Origin of the sequence: Arthrobacter sp. UYCu712 (assembly GCF_040547005.1) — a bacterium.
GTDB lineage: Bacteria > Actinomycetota > Actinomycetes > Actinomycetales > Micrococcaceae > Arthrobacter.
In genome coordinates, this window is record NZ_JBEPOZ010000031.1 from 12,313 (window position 1) to 28,165 (window position 15,853).

Here is a 15,853-nt window from a genome sequence, read left to right on the forward strand (position 1 = left end):
TGAATGACCGATTCCGCGATCCGGGTCTTCATCGACCGCCTGGCTTCCGTGGAGACGGGGCCGGGCTGCCGGAACTTCTTTGACCGCACTGTTCCGGCGAATGCCCGGCGCCGGCGGAACTTGGAGATCTACCTGCTGGAGATGCTGAACCTGGGCCCGAGGGTGCTGCTGGTGGGGGAGGCGCCGGGTTTCAGGGGCATGCGGATCACCGGTGTTCCCTTCACGGACCGCACCATACTTGAAGGCCCGACCAACCGTCTCGGGCTGTTCGGGCCGGGAAAGGGTTATGTGCTCCCGGCCGGGTTCGAGGGGATAGCGTCCGAACCGACGGCCACGGTGATGTGGCAGGTCCTGGTGGAGCTGGAGTCCCTGCCCTTGCTGTGGAGTGCCTACCCCTTTCACACCCATGTCCCGGGGCGTCCGCTGTCCAACCGGACGCCCACCCTCACGGAGACAGCCGTTGGTGTTCCCTTTTTGGCGGACGCTTCTGGAGATCTTCGACATCCGGACAGTGGTGGCGGTGGGGAACGTGGCCTACCGCAGCCTGCAGCGAAACGGATTGAGGGTGCCGAAAATCAGGCATCCGGCCCACGGAGGCAGGGCCGGATTTAGACTCGGTCTGCAGGAGCTCTTGGAGGCCGGCATGGAGCGCTAGGCCGCGTTCGTGCCTCCGGACGGGGGCCGCTGCAGTCTACGAGGTCGATCAGCTCCCCGGCGGCGGTCTAGGCGATGAACCATGCCCGGCTCGATGACGATGGTCCGGTGCGCGTTGATGAGCTGGGCGGCGGCTTGCCCGAGGAGAATGACTCGCTGTTCAGCCGCATTCCTTCGAGTACATCCCGATCCTCGAGCTGCGGGGGGCGGAGTACCTCGAAGTCCGGGTAACGGAATGCCCCTGTGGCTTCCGCCTGAGCCTCCCGGTGTAGCGGCGCTGAGTTCCCAAGCGGCGCAACGGCCGTCCGGAAGCCTCCTTGGCGACATCAACCAACGCAAGCGGACGACGGCGCGAGGAACCCGCCGTCGTCGCCTCATTCATGCAGCCACTGTCGGGCCGCTACCACCAGAGCCTCAACGCCGAGCGACAAGGTGGGCTGTATTTGTGGAGCAAAGTACGGGGAGTGATTCGATGGGAGGTCCTCGGGAACTCTGCCGCTTTCTGCCCAGTCCGGCGCCAGGGAAGGGTCACTTCCGCCCAGGAACCAAAAGACCAGAGGCCCGTCGGCACCGGTAGCCAGTACTCCCACGTCCTCGCTGCCTGAAACCAGCCCTGGATCGATGACTTTGTCGCCGCCGAACTCCTCCCGGAATGCTGCAAATCCCGGTAGAGCTATCGAGATCCTCTCCGGGTCCGAAATTGCGCTGCTCAAGGAGTGTGCGAATCATGGGTGCACCCGGGTCCACATTGATTGGTCCCGTGGCGCGCGCCGGGAGTCGTGCGCCACGGGCCTCCTGCGGCAACAAGATGAAAGCCGCCGCCTACCGAGCCCGCAAGAGGGAAGACAAACCGGTTTCGGGAGCCAGAAAATTGCCGCCGCGCTTCAGCGGAGGAAGCACTGAGGCTAAGGCATCCCGGGCGATCGCGCGGGCTAGCAGTTTCGCACCGGATCTTGGGAGGATGCTGGAAAGCAGGCCGTCGCTGGAGATTTTGAGCCGGGACAGTATCCTGGGGCACCGGCGGGCGCCGCACCAGAGGCTGCCTCCTAGTTGCCGGGTGCGTCTCCGGGCGTCATTCCGCAGGGCTTGGAGTCGGCGGGTTGGTCATGGACTCCGGCGGCGGGGGGAAAGCGGCGGCGGGGTAGAGTCCGGCGACCTGCATCATGTAATTTGCCCACTGCGGACCGGCCAGCATGTACCCGTCGATGGCCTTATAGAACTTACCGTTGATGGAGATGTTCTGGCCGGGCCGTTTCTGTCCTTCCAGGGTATCTCCGAAGAAGGAAGCGGTGGCAAGGCCGGTGGTGTAGCCGGCCACCCAGGTTGCGCCGTTGTTGTTGGAGGTGCCCGTCTTAGCCGCCACCGGGACCTTGTCCTGGACTTTAGGGGCGATGTAGACGCCGGACCCCCGCTTCAGTACGTCCTGGAGCACGGAGTTCACGCCGCGGGCAACCTCGGGTTTGACGGCGTCCCGGCAGTCGTTGGTCTGGGCCGGAAGCTTCCGTCCCGCCGCGTCGGTCACGTCCGCAATGGCGACCGGCGCGCAGTACTTGCCGTCGTTGGCGAACGTGGCAAAGGCATTGGCGAGGTGGAGCGGCGCCACGCCGATGGCGCCCAGCAGGTTGCCCAGTTGGTGCATGTTCACCGGGGCGTTGTCCACGCCGCTGTGGAGCCCCACGGCGTCCACCATTTTCTGGATCCCGCAGAAGTCCAGCTCGGCGGCCTCGGCGAAGGTTGCCGTGTTGATGGAGTTGTAGAGCCCGTAGTTGACGGGCATCTTGCGGTAATAGCCCTCATCATTGTTCTGGAGATCGTCCGCGGCGCCAAGGGCTTTCTGCGCCGTATTGTAGGCGCCGAGGACCTGGCCGCAGCTGGACTTCCAGGGGAAGTCCAGCTGATAGGTCCGCCGGGACGCATCCACCTCGGCGACCAGGGATTTGCCTTCATTGAGCCATTCAGCGAACGTGAACGGTTTCATGGTGGACCCGGGCTGGAACCCGCCGGCGCCGTTCAGGTCGTTACCCTTGGCGTCCTTTGAATCGACGTTGAAGTTCAGTTGGGTATCGAACTTCCCGGGCTCGGGAAGGAAGACGGTGTTCTGCGCCATGGCCAGGATTTTTCCCGTGCCGGGCTGGATCGAAACCAGGGAAGCCCCCCACTTGTCCGGGTTAGGCCCGGCCGTGAGGTCGACTTGGGCCTGCGCTGCCGCTTGGAGCCGGCTGTCAAGGGTGGTGGTGATGGTCAGCCCGCCGCGGTAAAGCCGCCTTTCGCGGTCAGCCGCACCGGCGCCGTAGGCCGGGTTGTTCAAGATGAGGTGGGAGACGTAGTCGCAGAAGTACGCCGCCATCTCCGCTGCGGCGCAGCCCTGCTTCTCGGGGGCGACCTTCAATTCGACGCGGCTGGCTGCCGCGGCGTCATGGTCAGCTTGGGTGATTTTGCCCTGGCTGAGCATCGCCTCCAGGACCTGGTCGCGCCGCTTGACCGAGTTTTCCGGGTGGACGGACGGGTCATAGAAGGTGGGGCTGTTAACCAGCCCCGCAAGAAGGGCCGCCTGAGGCAGCGTGAGGTCCTTGGCCGTGGTGCTGAAGAAATGCCGGGCCGCGGCTTCGATGCCATAGGCGCCCCGGTTAAAGAACACAATGTTGAGGTAGCCCTCGAGGATCTGGTCCTTGGTGTATTTCTTCTCCAGTTCGATGGCGAGCTTCATCTCGCGCACCTTGTCGCCGACACTCTTCTGCCCGCTGAGGATGACCTGATCGCCCCTGTCCGCGGACAACAGGGACTCATTGACCACATTGGTGATGTACTGCTGGGTCAGGGTGGATGCGCCCTGCCTGCCGCCGGTGGTCAGATTGGATGCCAGCGCCCGGAGAATCCCCTGCGGGTCCACCCCTGCGTGGTCGTAGAAGCGGGCGTCCTCGATGGCGACAATCGCATCCTTGATGTACGGAGACATCTGGTCCAACCCGACCTTCACACGGTTTTCCGCATAGAAGGTGGCGATCAGCTTCCCATCCGCGCTCAGCACCTTGGTTGTTTGTGACGGCGAATCAACTACTAGCTCCGAGGGGAGGCCATCGAAGAACGTTATCGAAGTCCTGACCGCAAGGCCGGCAGCAGCGACACCGGGGACCATCAGGCTGGCGACCAGCACTCCGCAAGTCGCGCTCACGGTCAAGAACCGGAGGACCCTCCAGAGGGCCGCGGCCAGACGGGATCCTTTTCGGTTCTTCGGCGCCATTTTCTGTCCAACCATCACGCACGAAACGTGTGTTCAGAATACGCCGGAAAACCACTCATCGGCCAGACCGCAGAAGGGGCTCAGACCTGAAAATGCTGTCTGATCCCCGCAGAGTATCGGGATGGGATCCGTGGCCGTCACGGGCCGTTTCCGTTGGTGCTTTCGCCGGTTTCTTTCTGCGGGCGTGCGCGTGGGCCGCGGCGGCGGGAAGGAGTGCATGTCCTGCCGAAATCGTCTCTTGCCCATCGCGTCTTGATCTCAGTGGGTTGAACATGGCGATTTCGAAGCGGATCTCCTCAGCCATGTCCGCAGCGGACTCTCCGTTGCATCCCGTCGTGGCCTTCTGCAACCGGTCCAACACGGCCACGGCGGTCCACTCATGAGGGTTTCTTAATGCGCCCTTCATCTGGACCTCATGGTCCTCGTTCATGCTGGATCACACAATCTGTAGTGGCACTTCCACCGCGCCCTGGAGCTGATCCCATGAGTTGGTCCCTGCCCGTCCCGCAATACGCCGACGACGGCACGGGCACAACCTGGCGCGTCCGCCGGGCCTGGTTCGATAGGAGACCAGGAGATTACGTGCTGGAGGTCACGAGCCAGGACCCGACCCGCGCCATCCGTGGAGCCTATCTGCGTCACGGTCGCTTTGAACTCGTGTCGCTGGACGATCCTGAACTGCCCGCCTTGAGCGCGGAAGCGCAGCAGGGCGAGCTCATTGCGTATCGGCCACACCGGCGGGCGGTGGTCCGGGCGGAGGGCCGTTACATCAAGATCTTCCGGCCAGGGCAGGCCATCGTATCCGCCCAACGCTGCGCACACGTGGACATTATCTTGGACGCCGCCGGTACCTTCACAACCCCCAGGATCCTTGGCAGCTCCGCGGATGTCATCGTTTTCACCTCCGTCCCCGGACCGACCCTGAACGAGCTGGGTGAGGATGACTCCACGACCAGTGATGAATCCTTCGCGTGGGCGTGGGAGAAATGGTCACGTTCGTGGGTTGCTCAGCTGCGCGCCCCGCACGGCAGCGCCGCACGCAGCGTTCTGAACGGCCTGCCGCTCCGCTCAGCAGAGGTGGAAGCAGCCGATCTGTGGCGATGCGTGAACCGCTGGCTGCGTCACTTTGAAAACGTCCCGGAAATGTCGCCGCAATGCAGTGCCTTGCGGTCCGCGGCAGAGGATGTGACGAAGAATTTGCTTCGGACGGCCCCGGATCCGCCGGCGTGGTCCCACGGAGACCTGCACGGCAAGCAGATCATCGCAGTCGACGACCAGTCCCCGCTCGTACTGCTGGATTTTGACGAAGGAGCACTAGCAGAGGCGGCCCTCGACCTGGCCAATATGGACGTGCGCTTGGAACTGCGCCGGCGACGGAACCACATGTCGCCGGCACGTTACCTGACGGCTCACAACCAGGTGTTGGCCGTAGCCGAGGAACTGCACGTCAATCCGGACCGGTTCCATGCCTACACGGACACCCTCTGGCTCCGTGAGGCATTGATTCCGCTCCCCGGGCGCCTGGTCATGGCCACCGCCGTTCTCGACGAACGGGCGAAGCAGTATCAGACTACTGAGGCATAGATTTCGTCGGCCACAGGTTCGCCGGCGAATGCGTAACCAGGGCATTCGCCGCCCTGGCCGTCGCCATCGGCGGTGCTGCAGCGGGGTAGCCGGCCAGGACCTGGCCGGGCACCGACAGTGACCGCCCGCCGCGGCCGCGGCTAGCCCACCGCGGACCGCATCTGCGGAGGACTGCCGTTGACCAGCACGGCTGGAACAGCTACATTATCGATTGTCGTTATTAACGAATGTCGATAATCTTTGGGGAACGATGAAGCTGACACAAGACACCGGCCGGCCGCAGAACGACAGGATGAAGATCGTCTCCAGGGCCGACGCGATCCTGGTCATGATCGCCTCTGCCGTGGCAGCGGCCGTGACGACCTATCTATCTGTCGCCGGGGTCATCGGCTATTTCGCCGGCCCGGTGACACTGGAACTTCCCATAGCCGCGACGCACCAGCCAGTCACCGGGCTGGAACTGGAATCCACTGGACATTACACGGCGCTGAAAGCCACGATTCCTGAACTTCCGGCCGGGCCCGCGGAGCTGTTGGCTTGGGGAGCGACGCTCAACCAGATCGGCGTCTTGGCCATACTGGCACTGGTCTTCCTGCTGGCCTACCGGCTCCGCAGTGCCATTCTGTTCACCAAAGGGTCCGTTTGGATCGTGGGTGCCTGCGGCGCAGTTCTGACCCTGGCCGGAACTGTTGGCCAGGTCATGGACGGGTGGGCGCTGAGCCTGGTGGCGGAAATGATCGTCGCGAACGGGCGCACACCGGGTGCGCACGTCTTCGCGGCCGAGATCAATCTCGGACCCCTGATACTTGGTCTGGTCCTGGTGCTCGTTGCGGGCGTCTTCCAGTACGGCAGCCGCCTCCAGAAAGACACGGAAGGGCTGGTCTGATGCCGACGGACGATTCATCAGGCATCCACTGCCGCCTCGATGAACTCTTGGTTGCACGGGGCATGACTCTGACGGAGCTCAGCAAGCACGTCGGTGTGAGCCTGGTCAACCTGTCCGTGCTCAAGAATGACCGGGCGAGGGCAATCCGCTTCTCCACTCTCACGGCAATCTGTGAAGTGCTGGAGTGTCAGGTGGGAGACCTGCTGGTGACCGCGCGGCACTGACTGTGCGGTACCCGAACGGATCCTGGCTCGCTAGGCTTTGTCCATGGACGGGAGCGAGACATGACGCAACGGACCTACCCGCCGAGCGTTCCGTGTTGGATCGACACCGAACAGCCTGACGTCGAAGCGGCCTCTGACTTCTATGCCGGAATCTTCGGCTGGACGTTCGAGGACGCCATGCCGCCGGGAGCACCGGGCCGCTACTTGATAGCCAAGCTCGACGGCCAGGACGTCGGCGGGATGGCCAGTACCCGGGAGCGTGCCGCGTCGTGGAGCACCTAGCAGGCTCTTCCTTGTCGTCCCCCCGGCCGATCTGAGGACCGGGGACGCTGCCTCGGAACCCCACGTTTGTCCGCTTCAGGGCGAAAGTCAAGGGAAAATTCAAGCGTGTGAACGGGCCCCCTTTAGGGCCCGCATGGCGGCCCGCTTGCTGGACTCCCGGCGTCGGCGGAGGCTCACCCGCAGGAACGACTTAAGGGAACGGACATGTCGCGTTCATCTGCGCGGACCCGCAATCGGGACGTTCATTCAACATGGACAAATACTCTGGCGGCTATGAAATCATCCGAGGCTCAAACCCTGATCAACGCCCGCAACTCCACCGTGTGGTCCATCATCACCGATGCCAGCAACTACACCGTTTTTGCCTCCGGCACCACCGATATCCAAGACGTGACCGGAAACGGCGGCACTATCCGGATACAGACCAATTCCGGCGGCCGACGGCTCAACCGCCTGCGCGTCGAGCAGGTCACAGGCGAGGTGCTGACATGGACCTCCCGGCTCCCCCTCGGCCTTCTTACCCGCGTTCGTACGTTCAAGCTGAATCCCGATGGAGAGAAGACACACTTGCGTGTCAGGGAGGAACTTAGCGGTCCGCTCCGCCCGCTGTTCGGGAACGGCGTACGCGGTAAGGGCCCGTCATTCACCGAATATGTCGACGCCGTGAAAGTGCGTGCCGAAACGCTCGGCTGAGCAACCCCTCCGGCTACCGGCTCCAGATCGGCACGGCAAAATCGGAGCCGGAAGACCAAACAGATCATGGCCAGGACCCATCCGCAGCCATGGCCGCATCGAACTTTCTTGAGTCCAGTGCCGGCAACCGCACGCCAGTGCGGCCGGCTGGGCCCCGCAACAAGAAGGTTCAGACACATGACAACATCGGACTATGCCCACTTCCTCGCGGATTGCATCGCCACGAACGCGGACATAAACGTTGGCCTGGCCGAGGACGAGATTTACGGGCTGTACATCAGCTGGTGCCTCCTCCGGCATGAGGAGCCACAATCTACCAAAGCGTTCTGGTCGGCGATGCGGGGGCATGGGCTCAGCGAACGACGGCGGGTAGCGCGGCGCTTCATCCGCCCCGGGCTGCGGATGAGAGGACCTGCAGCCGTGGACTACATTCTCGCGCGGCGCCCGGCCCTCGTCTGAATCGCCCGAATATTGGGGGAGAACAGGCCCGTGCGAGCTAAAGCCGGATTGAGATGGTCGGGGAGCCATCGGCGTCGGTCTCCACCGTGGCGCAGACAGAGCTGTAGTCATTAATGTGGAGGACGCCGTCGGGGAGCGGGCCGGTATTCGGTCCTACCGCCACCGTGCGGATGCCTGCAGCCAGGCCGGCCGCGATCCCCGCAGGCGCATCCTCGAACACGAGGGCCTCCGCCGGCGCCACACCCAGCAGTTCGGCCGCCCGCAGATACCCCTCGGGATGCGGCTTGCCGTGGGTGATCAGGTCAGCGGTGACGGCGGTCGCGGGCATGGCCAGGCCGGCCGCCTCCATCCGGATGTCTGCCAGGATCCGATCGGCCGAGGTCACCAGGGTAACGGCGTTGCCGGGAAGAATGCTGAGGAGCTCCGCGGCCCCGGGCAGCGCCACGATCCCCAAGGTCCGGACGCGTTCCATGGCACCGAGCTCGGCCGCAAGCCCCGTGGCGTCCGCGCCCGCCGGGGCGAACCGGCGGACGGTGTCTATGGCCTGCACTCCATGGGAGGTTCGCAGGATCTCGGCGCAGTCCAGGCCGTATCGGGCCGCAAACTCAGTCCACACCTGTTCCACAATGCGTGTGGAGTCCACCAGCGTGCCGTCCATGTCGAACAGGATAGCCCTGCAGGTGAGGGTGCGTGGAACAGCGGGGGCGGGAATAGACATGGTCCAATCATGGCCCAACCCGTGCGTGGCAGGGGAGTGTGACGCACGCACACTGCGATCAGCACAATTACCGCCAGCCGCCCCCATATGCTGTGACAGCTACATTCACAAGCGCCACTGAACACCAGGGGGAACCATGTCGATCAGCCAGCACGGACCACACCACGCGTATCTGAACTTTGATCAGCAGCCTGTGACGATGGGGCAGATGCGCTGGTACATGGAAGGCATGCGGCACGCCCGACTGGCCACTGTGTTCGGCATCCTGGCCATCTTCAGCCTGGGTGCATTGTTCGGGCCGCTGGCGATAGCCCGGTCGAAGAAGGCTGAGGCTTTCGGGGTTCCGGCGCCTGAGGGGCGAGTGCTCGGCTGGATTGGAATCGGGTTGTTCACCTTGTGGTTGGTGTTCTTCATCGTCTACCTGGCTCTGATTTTTGCGTTCCTCGGGAGCCTCCCGGACTCGAGCAGAATTGGGGCCTAGTCCGGCATGACATGACCGCGCCGCACGGACCGGTTAGTATCGCTGGGGTGGCGCCGCGTGGCGCGCACCGTATTTGAGGAGTGCAGTGATGGAACTGGGGGCCACACGTGTGGAGGTTTTCGCTGACGGCGAGGTTACAGTCGGGGGCGAGCAGATATCTCCGCCGCCGGGAATGGACCCGTATTCGGCAGCCATCGCAGTCCTGGCCGAGTACGCCCGCAGCTCGGGTGCGCCCGTAATCGCGCATGCGGTCGACCACTCCAATGGTCAAGAGGGGCGCTTCCAGGTGTTGGCGGACGGCACCGCAGGAGCCGTTCCGGACGTCCCGCTGTCCGAGGATTCTGCTCAAGCTCCGCCGCCCGAGGCAGTTTCCCCCGACTCGGTGCGGGCCTCCAGCCCCGGCGCGGCACATGTGTTGCCTCCCGCCCGGGAAGCGTTTCCCCGGATGGGTCCGGTCCAGCCCGGCGATCCGACGACGGCGGAAGCGCCCGAGGACTCACCGTCACCCTATGGGACACCCCATGTGGAGACGCAGTTCGTCCGGCCGGACCGGCCGCGGCCGACCACCGGGGTGAGGGGCGCGCTCTACGCAGCGACCGGAGGATTCGTCAATCTGGGGCCCAGCGCCAAGGACCAGGACGAGGCTGAGCTCGAGCGGCGGATCGCCCGCCCACTTTCCGGGAGCTTCAACACGGCGATCCTCAGCCTCAAGGGCGGGATCGGAAAGACGTCCACCACGGTGGGCGTCGGCATGATCCTGGCCGAATACCGCGGTGACCACCCCTGCGCCATCGATGCGAACCCGGACAGCGGGGACCTCGCGGAGCGTGCGCTCGGGGAGATGCTGTACCAGAAGGTCAAACCGCGCACGGTAACGGACATTGTCCGGGACATCGACGCCATCAAGTCGCTGACTTCGCTTACCGATTACATGCACCACGCCAACCGGCTGCACCTGGTGGCGGGGGAGCAGGACCCGGCTCTGTCCGACGCCCTTACCGCGGACGAGTACTCCAAGATCCACCAGCTTGTGTCGCAGTACTATTCGGTCACCCTGACGGATTGCGGCACGGGTGTCTCGCATCCCGCGATGGCGGGCGTGCTGCCCAAGGCCACCAACCTGGTCATAGCCTCGGGCTACGCCGTCAGCGGCGCCAAACGCGCGCGAAACACCCTGCAGTGGCTGGCCGGCCATGGCTACGAGAACCTGGCACGGAATGCGATCGTGGTGGTCACTGACAAGGACCAGGTGTCCAACCGGGTGGACAAGCGCGCCATCGAAGAGCATCTTTCGGGCTACTGCCGCAGGCTGATCACCGTCCCGCATGACCGCGGTGTCGCGGATGGGGACAGGATCTCGCTCGAGAAGCTCTCGGACAACACCCGCCGGGCCTACAAGGAGATCGCCGCCGCGATCGTCGACGGGTACGTCTAGGGCTGCGTCTGGAGCAGCTGCCGGCGCAGGGCGCGCCCGCTGCCTCCGTCCCAGGCCTCGACGAGCGGAAACCGCACGGCCAGATGCTGGAAGGGCCGGAACCCCAGCCGCTCCAGCGCAACACCCTCAGCCTCTGGCACGGCGACGTCCACGGACTTCAGAAGATCCGGTCCCAGCACGGCTGCCAGCGGCACCCGGAACTGGTCGGCACCTGAATAGACGCCAGAAGCGTCGGCCCCGAAATGGCGCTCCAGCGTGAAGTCCACCGAGTTCAGGGCCGCGGCCTGGGCAATCGCGCCCGACCGCACACTGTCGGTGACGGGAAACCCGTTGGTGATGAGGGCGTCAAAGGATTCCACCACGCCCGACGCCGTCCGCACCGCGGTCAGCAGGCCCGTGACGTGTTCGCCGGAGAAGAGCAGGGCTGACCACGGCATATGTGACTGGAACCAGCCGGTAATCCCGTCAACGTCCCAGGTCCACCCGAGCGGCTCGGCATCTCCCGCCCTGGACGGGCGCACCTGGAACGGCTCCAGCATGCGGGCGGTGTACGCGCCGATTTGTGTTGTGTGGCCGGCCGGGTGCAGGACGCTTCCGGTGACGGCAACGCTGCCCCCGGCCAGGGGTGATGCACCTTCCGGAGCGACGTTCAGGGCATTTTCCAGGTCCTCCCCGTCGTCCGTTGGCCGTGCCCACACGAGGTCTGTTGCCTTGAGAAATGCGACCAGGCCGTAGCTCGGCCGGGCTTCCCGGAGCATAGCCACAGCGGGAACCGAGCCGGGGGGAAGCTCCGTGAGGGCATGCGCCAGGGACCGGGTCTTCCACGGCCGCGCTCCGGGAGCGGGGATGAAGTGCAAAGGCAGCCCCTGGTTCATGAATCCAGCGCATTCAGGATCTCGTTGCTCTGGGGATCGATGACTAGTCCGCGGGTCTCCGACACGGCAAGCATCAGGAACATCCGTGCGGCCTCCGCAGTGTCTTTGTCCTCAGGGCAGTTCACCTCGGACACCCAGGCGGTACCGCCGAGCTGTTGCGCGACCTCCGCCCCGAAGACCCGAAGGAGCTCCTCCTGATCAATCGGGCTGGGCATTGAAACCAAAGCCAGCTGTTCCTCCTGGAGCGTGAGGATCAGGTGCCCGGACCCGCCGGCCTGGTCCAGCAGGAACTTGTCCTCCAGGAGCGCACAGACCCTGTCGAAGTCGCCCTGTCTGGGGTCGGTTGCGGCAACCAGGTGGAAATCGTAGCTCATGCTGACTCGTCCTTCTCTTCGTGCAGGTACGTCTGTACTACCAGCGGCCGGCGGCCCGGCCGCAGGAACCGGGCGCGGCCTGTTGGCAGGTGGACGGGTCGTTCGCCGTTGGCGATCACACCTTCAGACCGCTCCCCGGAGAACAAGGCCACCGGACCGCCGGCTGCCCTGATAGCGCTGAGGAAGGGATCATGGATCGCGACGGCGGCACCGCTGATCCTGCTGGCCACCACCGCATGCAGACCGGCGTCCGCGCCGGCCGGGATGTGTGCGGCCAGTGCCCTCAGGGGCTGGTTCCCGGAAGCGGAGAGAATGTCGTAGTCGTCCACCAGGAGGACGATCCGCGGAACGGTGAGGGCGGGGTGGCTGCCGTCACCCATCCGCACCTCGATCTGGCCGGCAACGAACTCGGCCAGGCGGGCGGCCACAATCGCGTTGGAAGCGTACTCGCCGAGGTAATCCTCCGGAATGAAGTCCCGCAGGTTCTGGCGGGGATCGAAGACTGCGAAAATGACGTCCCCGGGCGGATAAGTGGCCATGATTTGGGAGGCGATGGTCTTCAGCAGGTTGGTTCTGCCGGTTTCCGGGTCTCCGAAGACGAGGAGTCCGGGGTCGGCGCCGAAGAGGTCCAGGCATTCCGGTGCCAGGTCCTGCTCCCGCAGTCCCAGCCCGACGTCGGACGTGGCCCCGGTCAGAGGCGGACAGCCGACGACGGCGGGCAGCACCCTGACTGCGGGCGCAGAGTCCGAGGTGCCGCTGCTGACAACCTGGCACAGCTGTTCGAGTTCGGCGGCCGCAGCATCCGGGTCGGGGTGGTCCGCCAGGGAGGTGAGGCCAAAGTGGCCGATCGTTTTCTCCAGGGTGAGCGCCCGGCCCGGCCGGCCCGCACCGAGAGTTGAGGCCAGCCGGCGGTCGATGGAGTCCGCCGGATCGGAGACGTGGAGTTCGATCCGGTTGCCGATGAGCGACTGCCGCGTCATCCGGATTTCAGACCAGGTCCGGACCGTGACGACGACGTGAACGCCGAAGGTGCTGCCGCGCGTCATGATGTCGTGGACCAGCTCTTCAATCTCCGGAAACTCCGTCGTCAAGGCGCCGAAACCGTCGATGAGCAGGAAGAGATCCGTGCAGCCCAGCTCCGGGAGCCCGCCGCGCGCGCGGGCTGACCTCATGGCCTTGACCGTGTCGATGCGTTGCGCTTCAAAAACGTCCTGCCGTGCGTTGACCAGCGAATGCACCTCTTCGACCGTGCGGCGCAGGTACTCCCGGTTTCCCCGGCCGGCGACGCCGCCGGTGTGCGGCAACCCGGCCAGGCCGGTCAGTGAGTTGCCGAGCAGGTCAATGCCGTACAGGTTGACGTCCTGCACGCTGTGGCTGAGGGCCAGCGCGGCGGCGATGCTGCGGATTGCTGTGCTGCGGCCGCTCTGCGGTGCACCGATCACCGCCAGGTTGCCGCCTCTTGCGGTGAGGTCCAGATGCCAGGGTCCCTGCCACTGGCGTGACGGGTCGTCCAGGATGCCCACAGCGGGGCAAAGATGCGAGGGCTGCTCGAGGCGGGGCCCGGCTGAGGTGAGGCTGAGCGCTGCCCCTGTTGCAGAGAGTGAGGCCGAGACGGGCAGCGGCGGAAGCCACACCGGCGGCGTCATCGGGCTGGTGCCGGACGCAAAGCCCACCAGCGTCGACAGGATGGTGGGGCCGTCGGCGGAGTCTCCGGCGCCGGAGGACGAATCCGGGGCGGGCAGGGCCGGCGTCGGCTGGTCCCCGGGACCTGGGCGGCGCAAGCCGAACACCGTCACGGGCGGGGCCTTAGCTCCGGCCGGGACGTCGTCCTCGCCGGCCGGAAGGGGCAGCGGTCCGGAGACGTAGGAGGCCTTGAAGCGTCGGAACACCGTGGTGTCGACCTTCAGGATGCCGTGGCCGGGCGTGTTCGGAAGATGGTAAGCATCCGGAACATCAATGACAGTCCGGCTTTCGCTCTCGGAATTGGTGTGCAGCGCGATCCGGTAGGCGAGATAGGTCTCCAGCCCGCGCAGCATCCCGGATTCCACCTTCTGGCTCGACAGGAGCAAGTGGATCCCGATGGAACGTCCGATGCGCCCGATCGAGAGGAGGAGATCGATGAAATCGGAGCGGGCCGTGAGGAGCTCGCCGAATTCATCGATGCAGACGAAGAGGTAGGGCAGGGGAAGCCGCAGTGCCGGATCGTCAGGGGTGCGTTGGCGGGCGTTGCGGTAGTCGTCGATGTGGGCGAAGTCGCCGCCGGACTTCAGCAGCTCCTGCCGCCGGACCACCTCGCCGGACAAGCTCGCGTGGATCCGGTCGACCAGGCTGGCGTCACTGACAAGGTTGGTGACCAGGCCGGAGACATGGGGTGCGTCCGCAAACGGTGCGAAGGTCGCGCCGCCTTTGTAGTCCACCAGCACCATGTTCAGGTCTTCGGGCGAGTGCGTGGTTAGCAGGGCCAGGACCAGTGTTCGCAGCAGTTCGGACTTGCCGGAACCGGTGGCCCCCACACAGATGCCATGCGGTCCCATGCCCTGCTTGGCAGGTTCCTTCAGGTCCAGGTAAACGGGGGATGCGTCCTCATCCAGTCCAACGGCGACGCGCAGGAAATCCGGCCCGCGCGGGGTGTCCCAGAGTTTGTGGACCGCCTCCGCGGTGTAGCCGTCCAGCCCCATGGACTCCGCGTAACTGCGCGATGCCTTGTGCTCGCCGAACTCATGGGACAGCTCCGAAAGGCGCAGCGGCGCCAGTGAGCGGGCAATGGATTCGGCCACGGCCGGCGGAACCTCATCCACCCGTCCGGTGACGGTGTGGCCGCTGGCAGCGTTCGTCAGCGTGACGCCGCCGGCGTTCAGGACCAGCCGCAGGTCCACACTGTCCGGCTCCTGCTTCTGGTCGGTCAGCAGGCAGATCCGGGTCACGGCGAGGTCGGACAGCGACATGTCGGCGGGCAGGCCCGGGAGCGGCCGGGCGTTGTCGCCGGGGAGATCGGTGATGATGACCAGCCGGGGAAGCGCCTCGGCGGGCAGCCGCTGGAAATTCCGTGCCGCACTGGCCACTGCTGCGATCCGGACATCCAAGCTGGTGGCCAAAAGCCGGGCCATCTCGCGGTGGGTGCCGGCTTGTCGCGGCTGATTGGTCCGGTCCAGGACGTGGGGGAGCCACTTGATCCACTCCCAGTCCGCGCGGCGGTCATCGGCCACCACGATTGCCAGTTCCACGTCCTCGGGGGATTGCGACGCTGCAATGCGGGCGAGGATGCTTCGGCAGACCGCGAGCGTTGTTTCCCGGTCGCCGATGATGGAGACGTTCGAGACGTCGGCCAACGGCAGCGTCAGGGGCATGTGCGGACTTGACGCGAAACGCTGGCGAAGCTGTTCTGCCTCGGCCAGCATAAACGTGTCCGGCCGTTCAACGGCGTCGCCACTGTCCTGGACGGAGATGGCGCGCTGGGGCACCACCCCGGTCCCAAAGCGGGTGAGCAGGAAGTCGGGGCTGGTGCGGCGCCTTTCCCACCGCCGGTGCGGGTTCTCAACGATTAGTTCCAGCAGTTGCCCCGCCGGCGGGTGGCTGCGGTTGGCGGAAATTCTGGCAAGGCGTTCTTCGGCCTCGAATTCCTTATGCTGCCGGCGCAGGTAATCCATGTAGAGGCGGCGTTTCCGGGCGCGCTGCCGCGAGGCCTTCCCGCGCTGGGAAAAAACGAGCGCCAGCGACGCCAGAACCGTGACCACCATCATGATCGCGCCGATCCCCGCCAGGGAGGATCCCCGGAAAAGCATCATGACCGTCACCGATGTGGCGGCACCAAGCATCGGGACAAGCGCCAGCATGTTCATCCCCCCACCGCCTGAAGGCAGCTGGGGAGGTGCGTCCAGCACCGCGGACGACGCCGGAGATTCAGGCAGGGCGGTACGTGCCGGACGGTGGATGATCCTGGTTGTCAT

General features: G+C 65.2%; 14 protein-coding genes and 1 pseudogene. 9 read left to right on the forward strand and 6 right to left on the reverse strand.

The window, feature by feature from the left end; genetic code table 11:
* The first annotated feature begins 3 nt into the window (after positions 1-3).
* Positions 4-655, forward strand: a pseudogene (locus tag ABIB51_RS20785) (uracil-DNA glycosylase).
* A gap of 373 nt (positions 656-1,028) precedes the next feature.
* Here the strand turns inward: ABIB51_RS20785 and ABIB51_RS20790 are convergent.
* Positions 1,029-1,367 carry a zinc-binding metallopeptidase family protein gene (locus ABIB51_RS20790; RefSeq protein ID WP_354191247.1) on the reverse strand — a complete coding sequence of 113 codons (339 nt, stop codon included), beginning with the start codon at positions 1,365-1,367 and terminating at the stop codon, positions 1,029-1,031.
* 359 nt (positions 1,368-1,726) lie between these two features.
* A complete protein-coding gene (locus ABIB51_RS20795) occupies positions 1,727-3,895 on the reverse strand; it encodes a transglycosylase domain-containing protein (RefSeq protein WP_354191248.1) in 2,169 nt (722 codons plus the stop codon).
* A 483-nt stretch (positions 3,896-4,378) separates the two neighbouring features.
* Here ABIB51_RS20795 and ABIB51_RS20800 point away from each other — a divergent pair, with 483 nt between their 5' ends.
* From ABIB51_RS20800 to ABIB51_RS20825, 6 genes are all read left to right on the forward strand, one after another.
* Positions 4,379-5,479: a hypothetical protein gene (locus ABIB51_RS20800; protein WP_354191249.1), complete on the forward strand. Its 1,101-nt coding sequence runs from the start codon at positions 4,379-4,381 to the stop codon at positions 5,477-5,479.
* Between the two features lie 250 nt (positions 5,480-5,729).
* Complete coding sequence (locus tag ABIB51_RS20805) at positions 5,730-6,365, forward strand: hypothetical protein (RefSeq protein WP_354191250.1); 636 nt, start codon at positions 5,730-5,732, stop codon at positions 6,363-6,365.
* Complete coding sequence (locus ABIB51_RS20810) at positions 6,365-6,589, forward strand: helix-turn-helix domain-containing protein (protein ID WP_354191251.1); 225 nt, start codon at positions 6,365-6,367, stop codon at positions 6,587-6,589. The genes ABIB51_RS20805 and ABIB51_RS20810 overlap by 1 nt, the downstream gene beginning before the upstream one ends.
* Positions 6,590-6,649: 60 nt before the next feature.
* Positions 6,650-6,871 (forward strand): VOC family protein, encoded by a 222-nt coding sequence (locus ABIB51_RS20815; protein WP_354191252.1) that lies wholly within the window; start codon positions 6,650-6,652, stop codon positions 6,869-6,871.
* 273 nt (positions 6,872-7,144) lie between these two features.
* The gene (locus ABIB51_RS20820) at positions 7,145-7,564 is read left to right on the forward strand and encodes an SRPBCC family protein (protein WP_354191253.1); all 420 of its coding nucleotides are present in this window, start codon (positions 7,145-7,147) and stop codon (positions 7,562-7,564) included.
* A gap of 177 nt (positions 7,565-7,741) precedes the next feature.
* On the forward strand, positions 7,742-8,023 hold the full coding sequence (locus tag ABIB51_RS20825; protein ID WP_354191254.1) for a hypothetical protein: 282 nt from the start codon (positions 7,742-7,744) through the stop codon (positions 8,021-8,023).
* Positions 8,024-8,060: 37 nt separating this feature from the next.
* Here ABIB51_RS20825 and ABIB51_RS20830 read toward each other — a convergent pair whose 3' ends face one another.
* A complete protein-coding gene (locus ABIB51_RS20830; RefSeq protein ID WP_354191255.1) occupies positions 8,061-8,741 on the reverse strand; it encodes an HAD-IA family hydrolase in 681 nt (226 codons plus the stop codon).
* Positions 8,742-8,877: 136 nt separating this feature from the next.
* Here ABIB51_RS20830 and ABIB51_RS20835 point away from each other — a divergent pair, with 136 nt between their 5' ends.
* Both ABIB51_RS20835 and ABIB51_RS20840 read left to right on the forward strand, forming a co-directional pair.
* Entirely contained in the window at positions 8,878-9,222 is a 345-nt protein-coding gene (locus ABIB51_RS20835) for a hypothetical protein (RefSeq protein WP_354191256.1), read from the forward strand.
* 88 nt (positions 9,223-9,310) lie between these two features.
* Positions 9,311-10,657, forward strand: coding sequence for a nucleotide-binding protein (locus tag ABIB51_RS20840; protein WP_354191257.1), 1,347 nt, complete (start codon positions 9,311-9,313; stop codon positions 10,655-10,657).
* Here ABIB51_RS20840 and ABIB51_RS20845 read toward each other — a convergent pair.
* Genes ABIB51_RS20845 through eccCa form a run of 3 tightly spaced genes read right to left on the reverse strand, consistent with a single transcriptional unit; the run spans position 10,654 to position 15,853 of the window.
* Positions 10,654-11,532, reverse strand: a complete 879-nt coding sequence (locus ABIB51_RS20845; protein WP_354191258.1) for a DUF6177 family protein — start codon at positions 11,530-11,532, stop codon at positions 10,654-10,656. The two genes, ABIB51_RS20840 and ABIB51_RS20845, sit on opposite strands and share 4 nt — an antisense overlap.
* Positions 11,529-11,906: a hypothetical protein gene (locus tag ABIB51_RS20850; RefSeq protein ID WP_354191259.1), complete on the reverse strand. Its 378-nt coding sequence runs from the start codon at positions 11,904-11,906 to the stop codon at positions 11,529-11,531. The genes ABIB51_RS20845 and ABIB51_RS20850 overlap by 4 nt, the downstream gene beginning before the upstream one ends.
* Positions 11,903-15,853 (reverse strand): type VII secretion protein EccCa, encoded by a 3,951-nt coding sequence (gene eccCa, locus ABIB51_RS20855; RefSeq protein WP_354191260.1) that lies wholly within the window; start codon positions 15,851-15,853, stop codon positions 11,903-11,905. Before eccCa ends, ABIB51_RS20850 begins: the two co-directional genes overlap by 4 nt.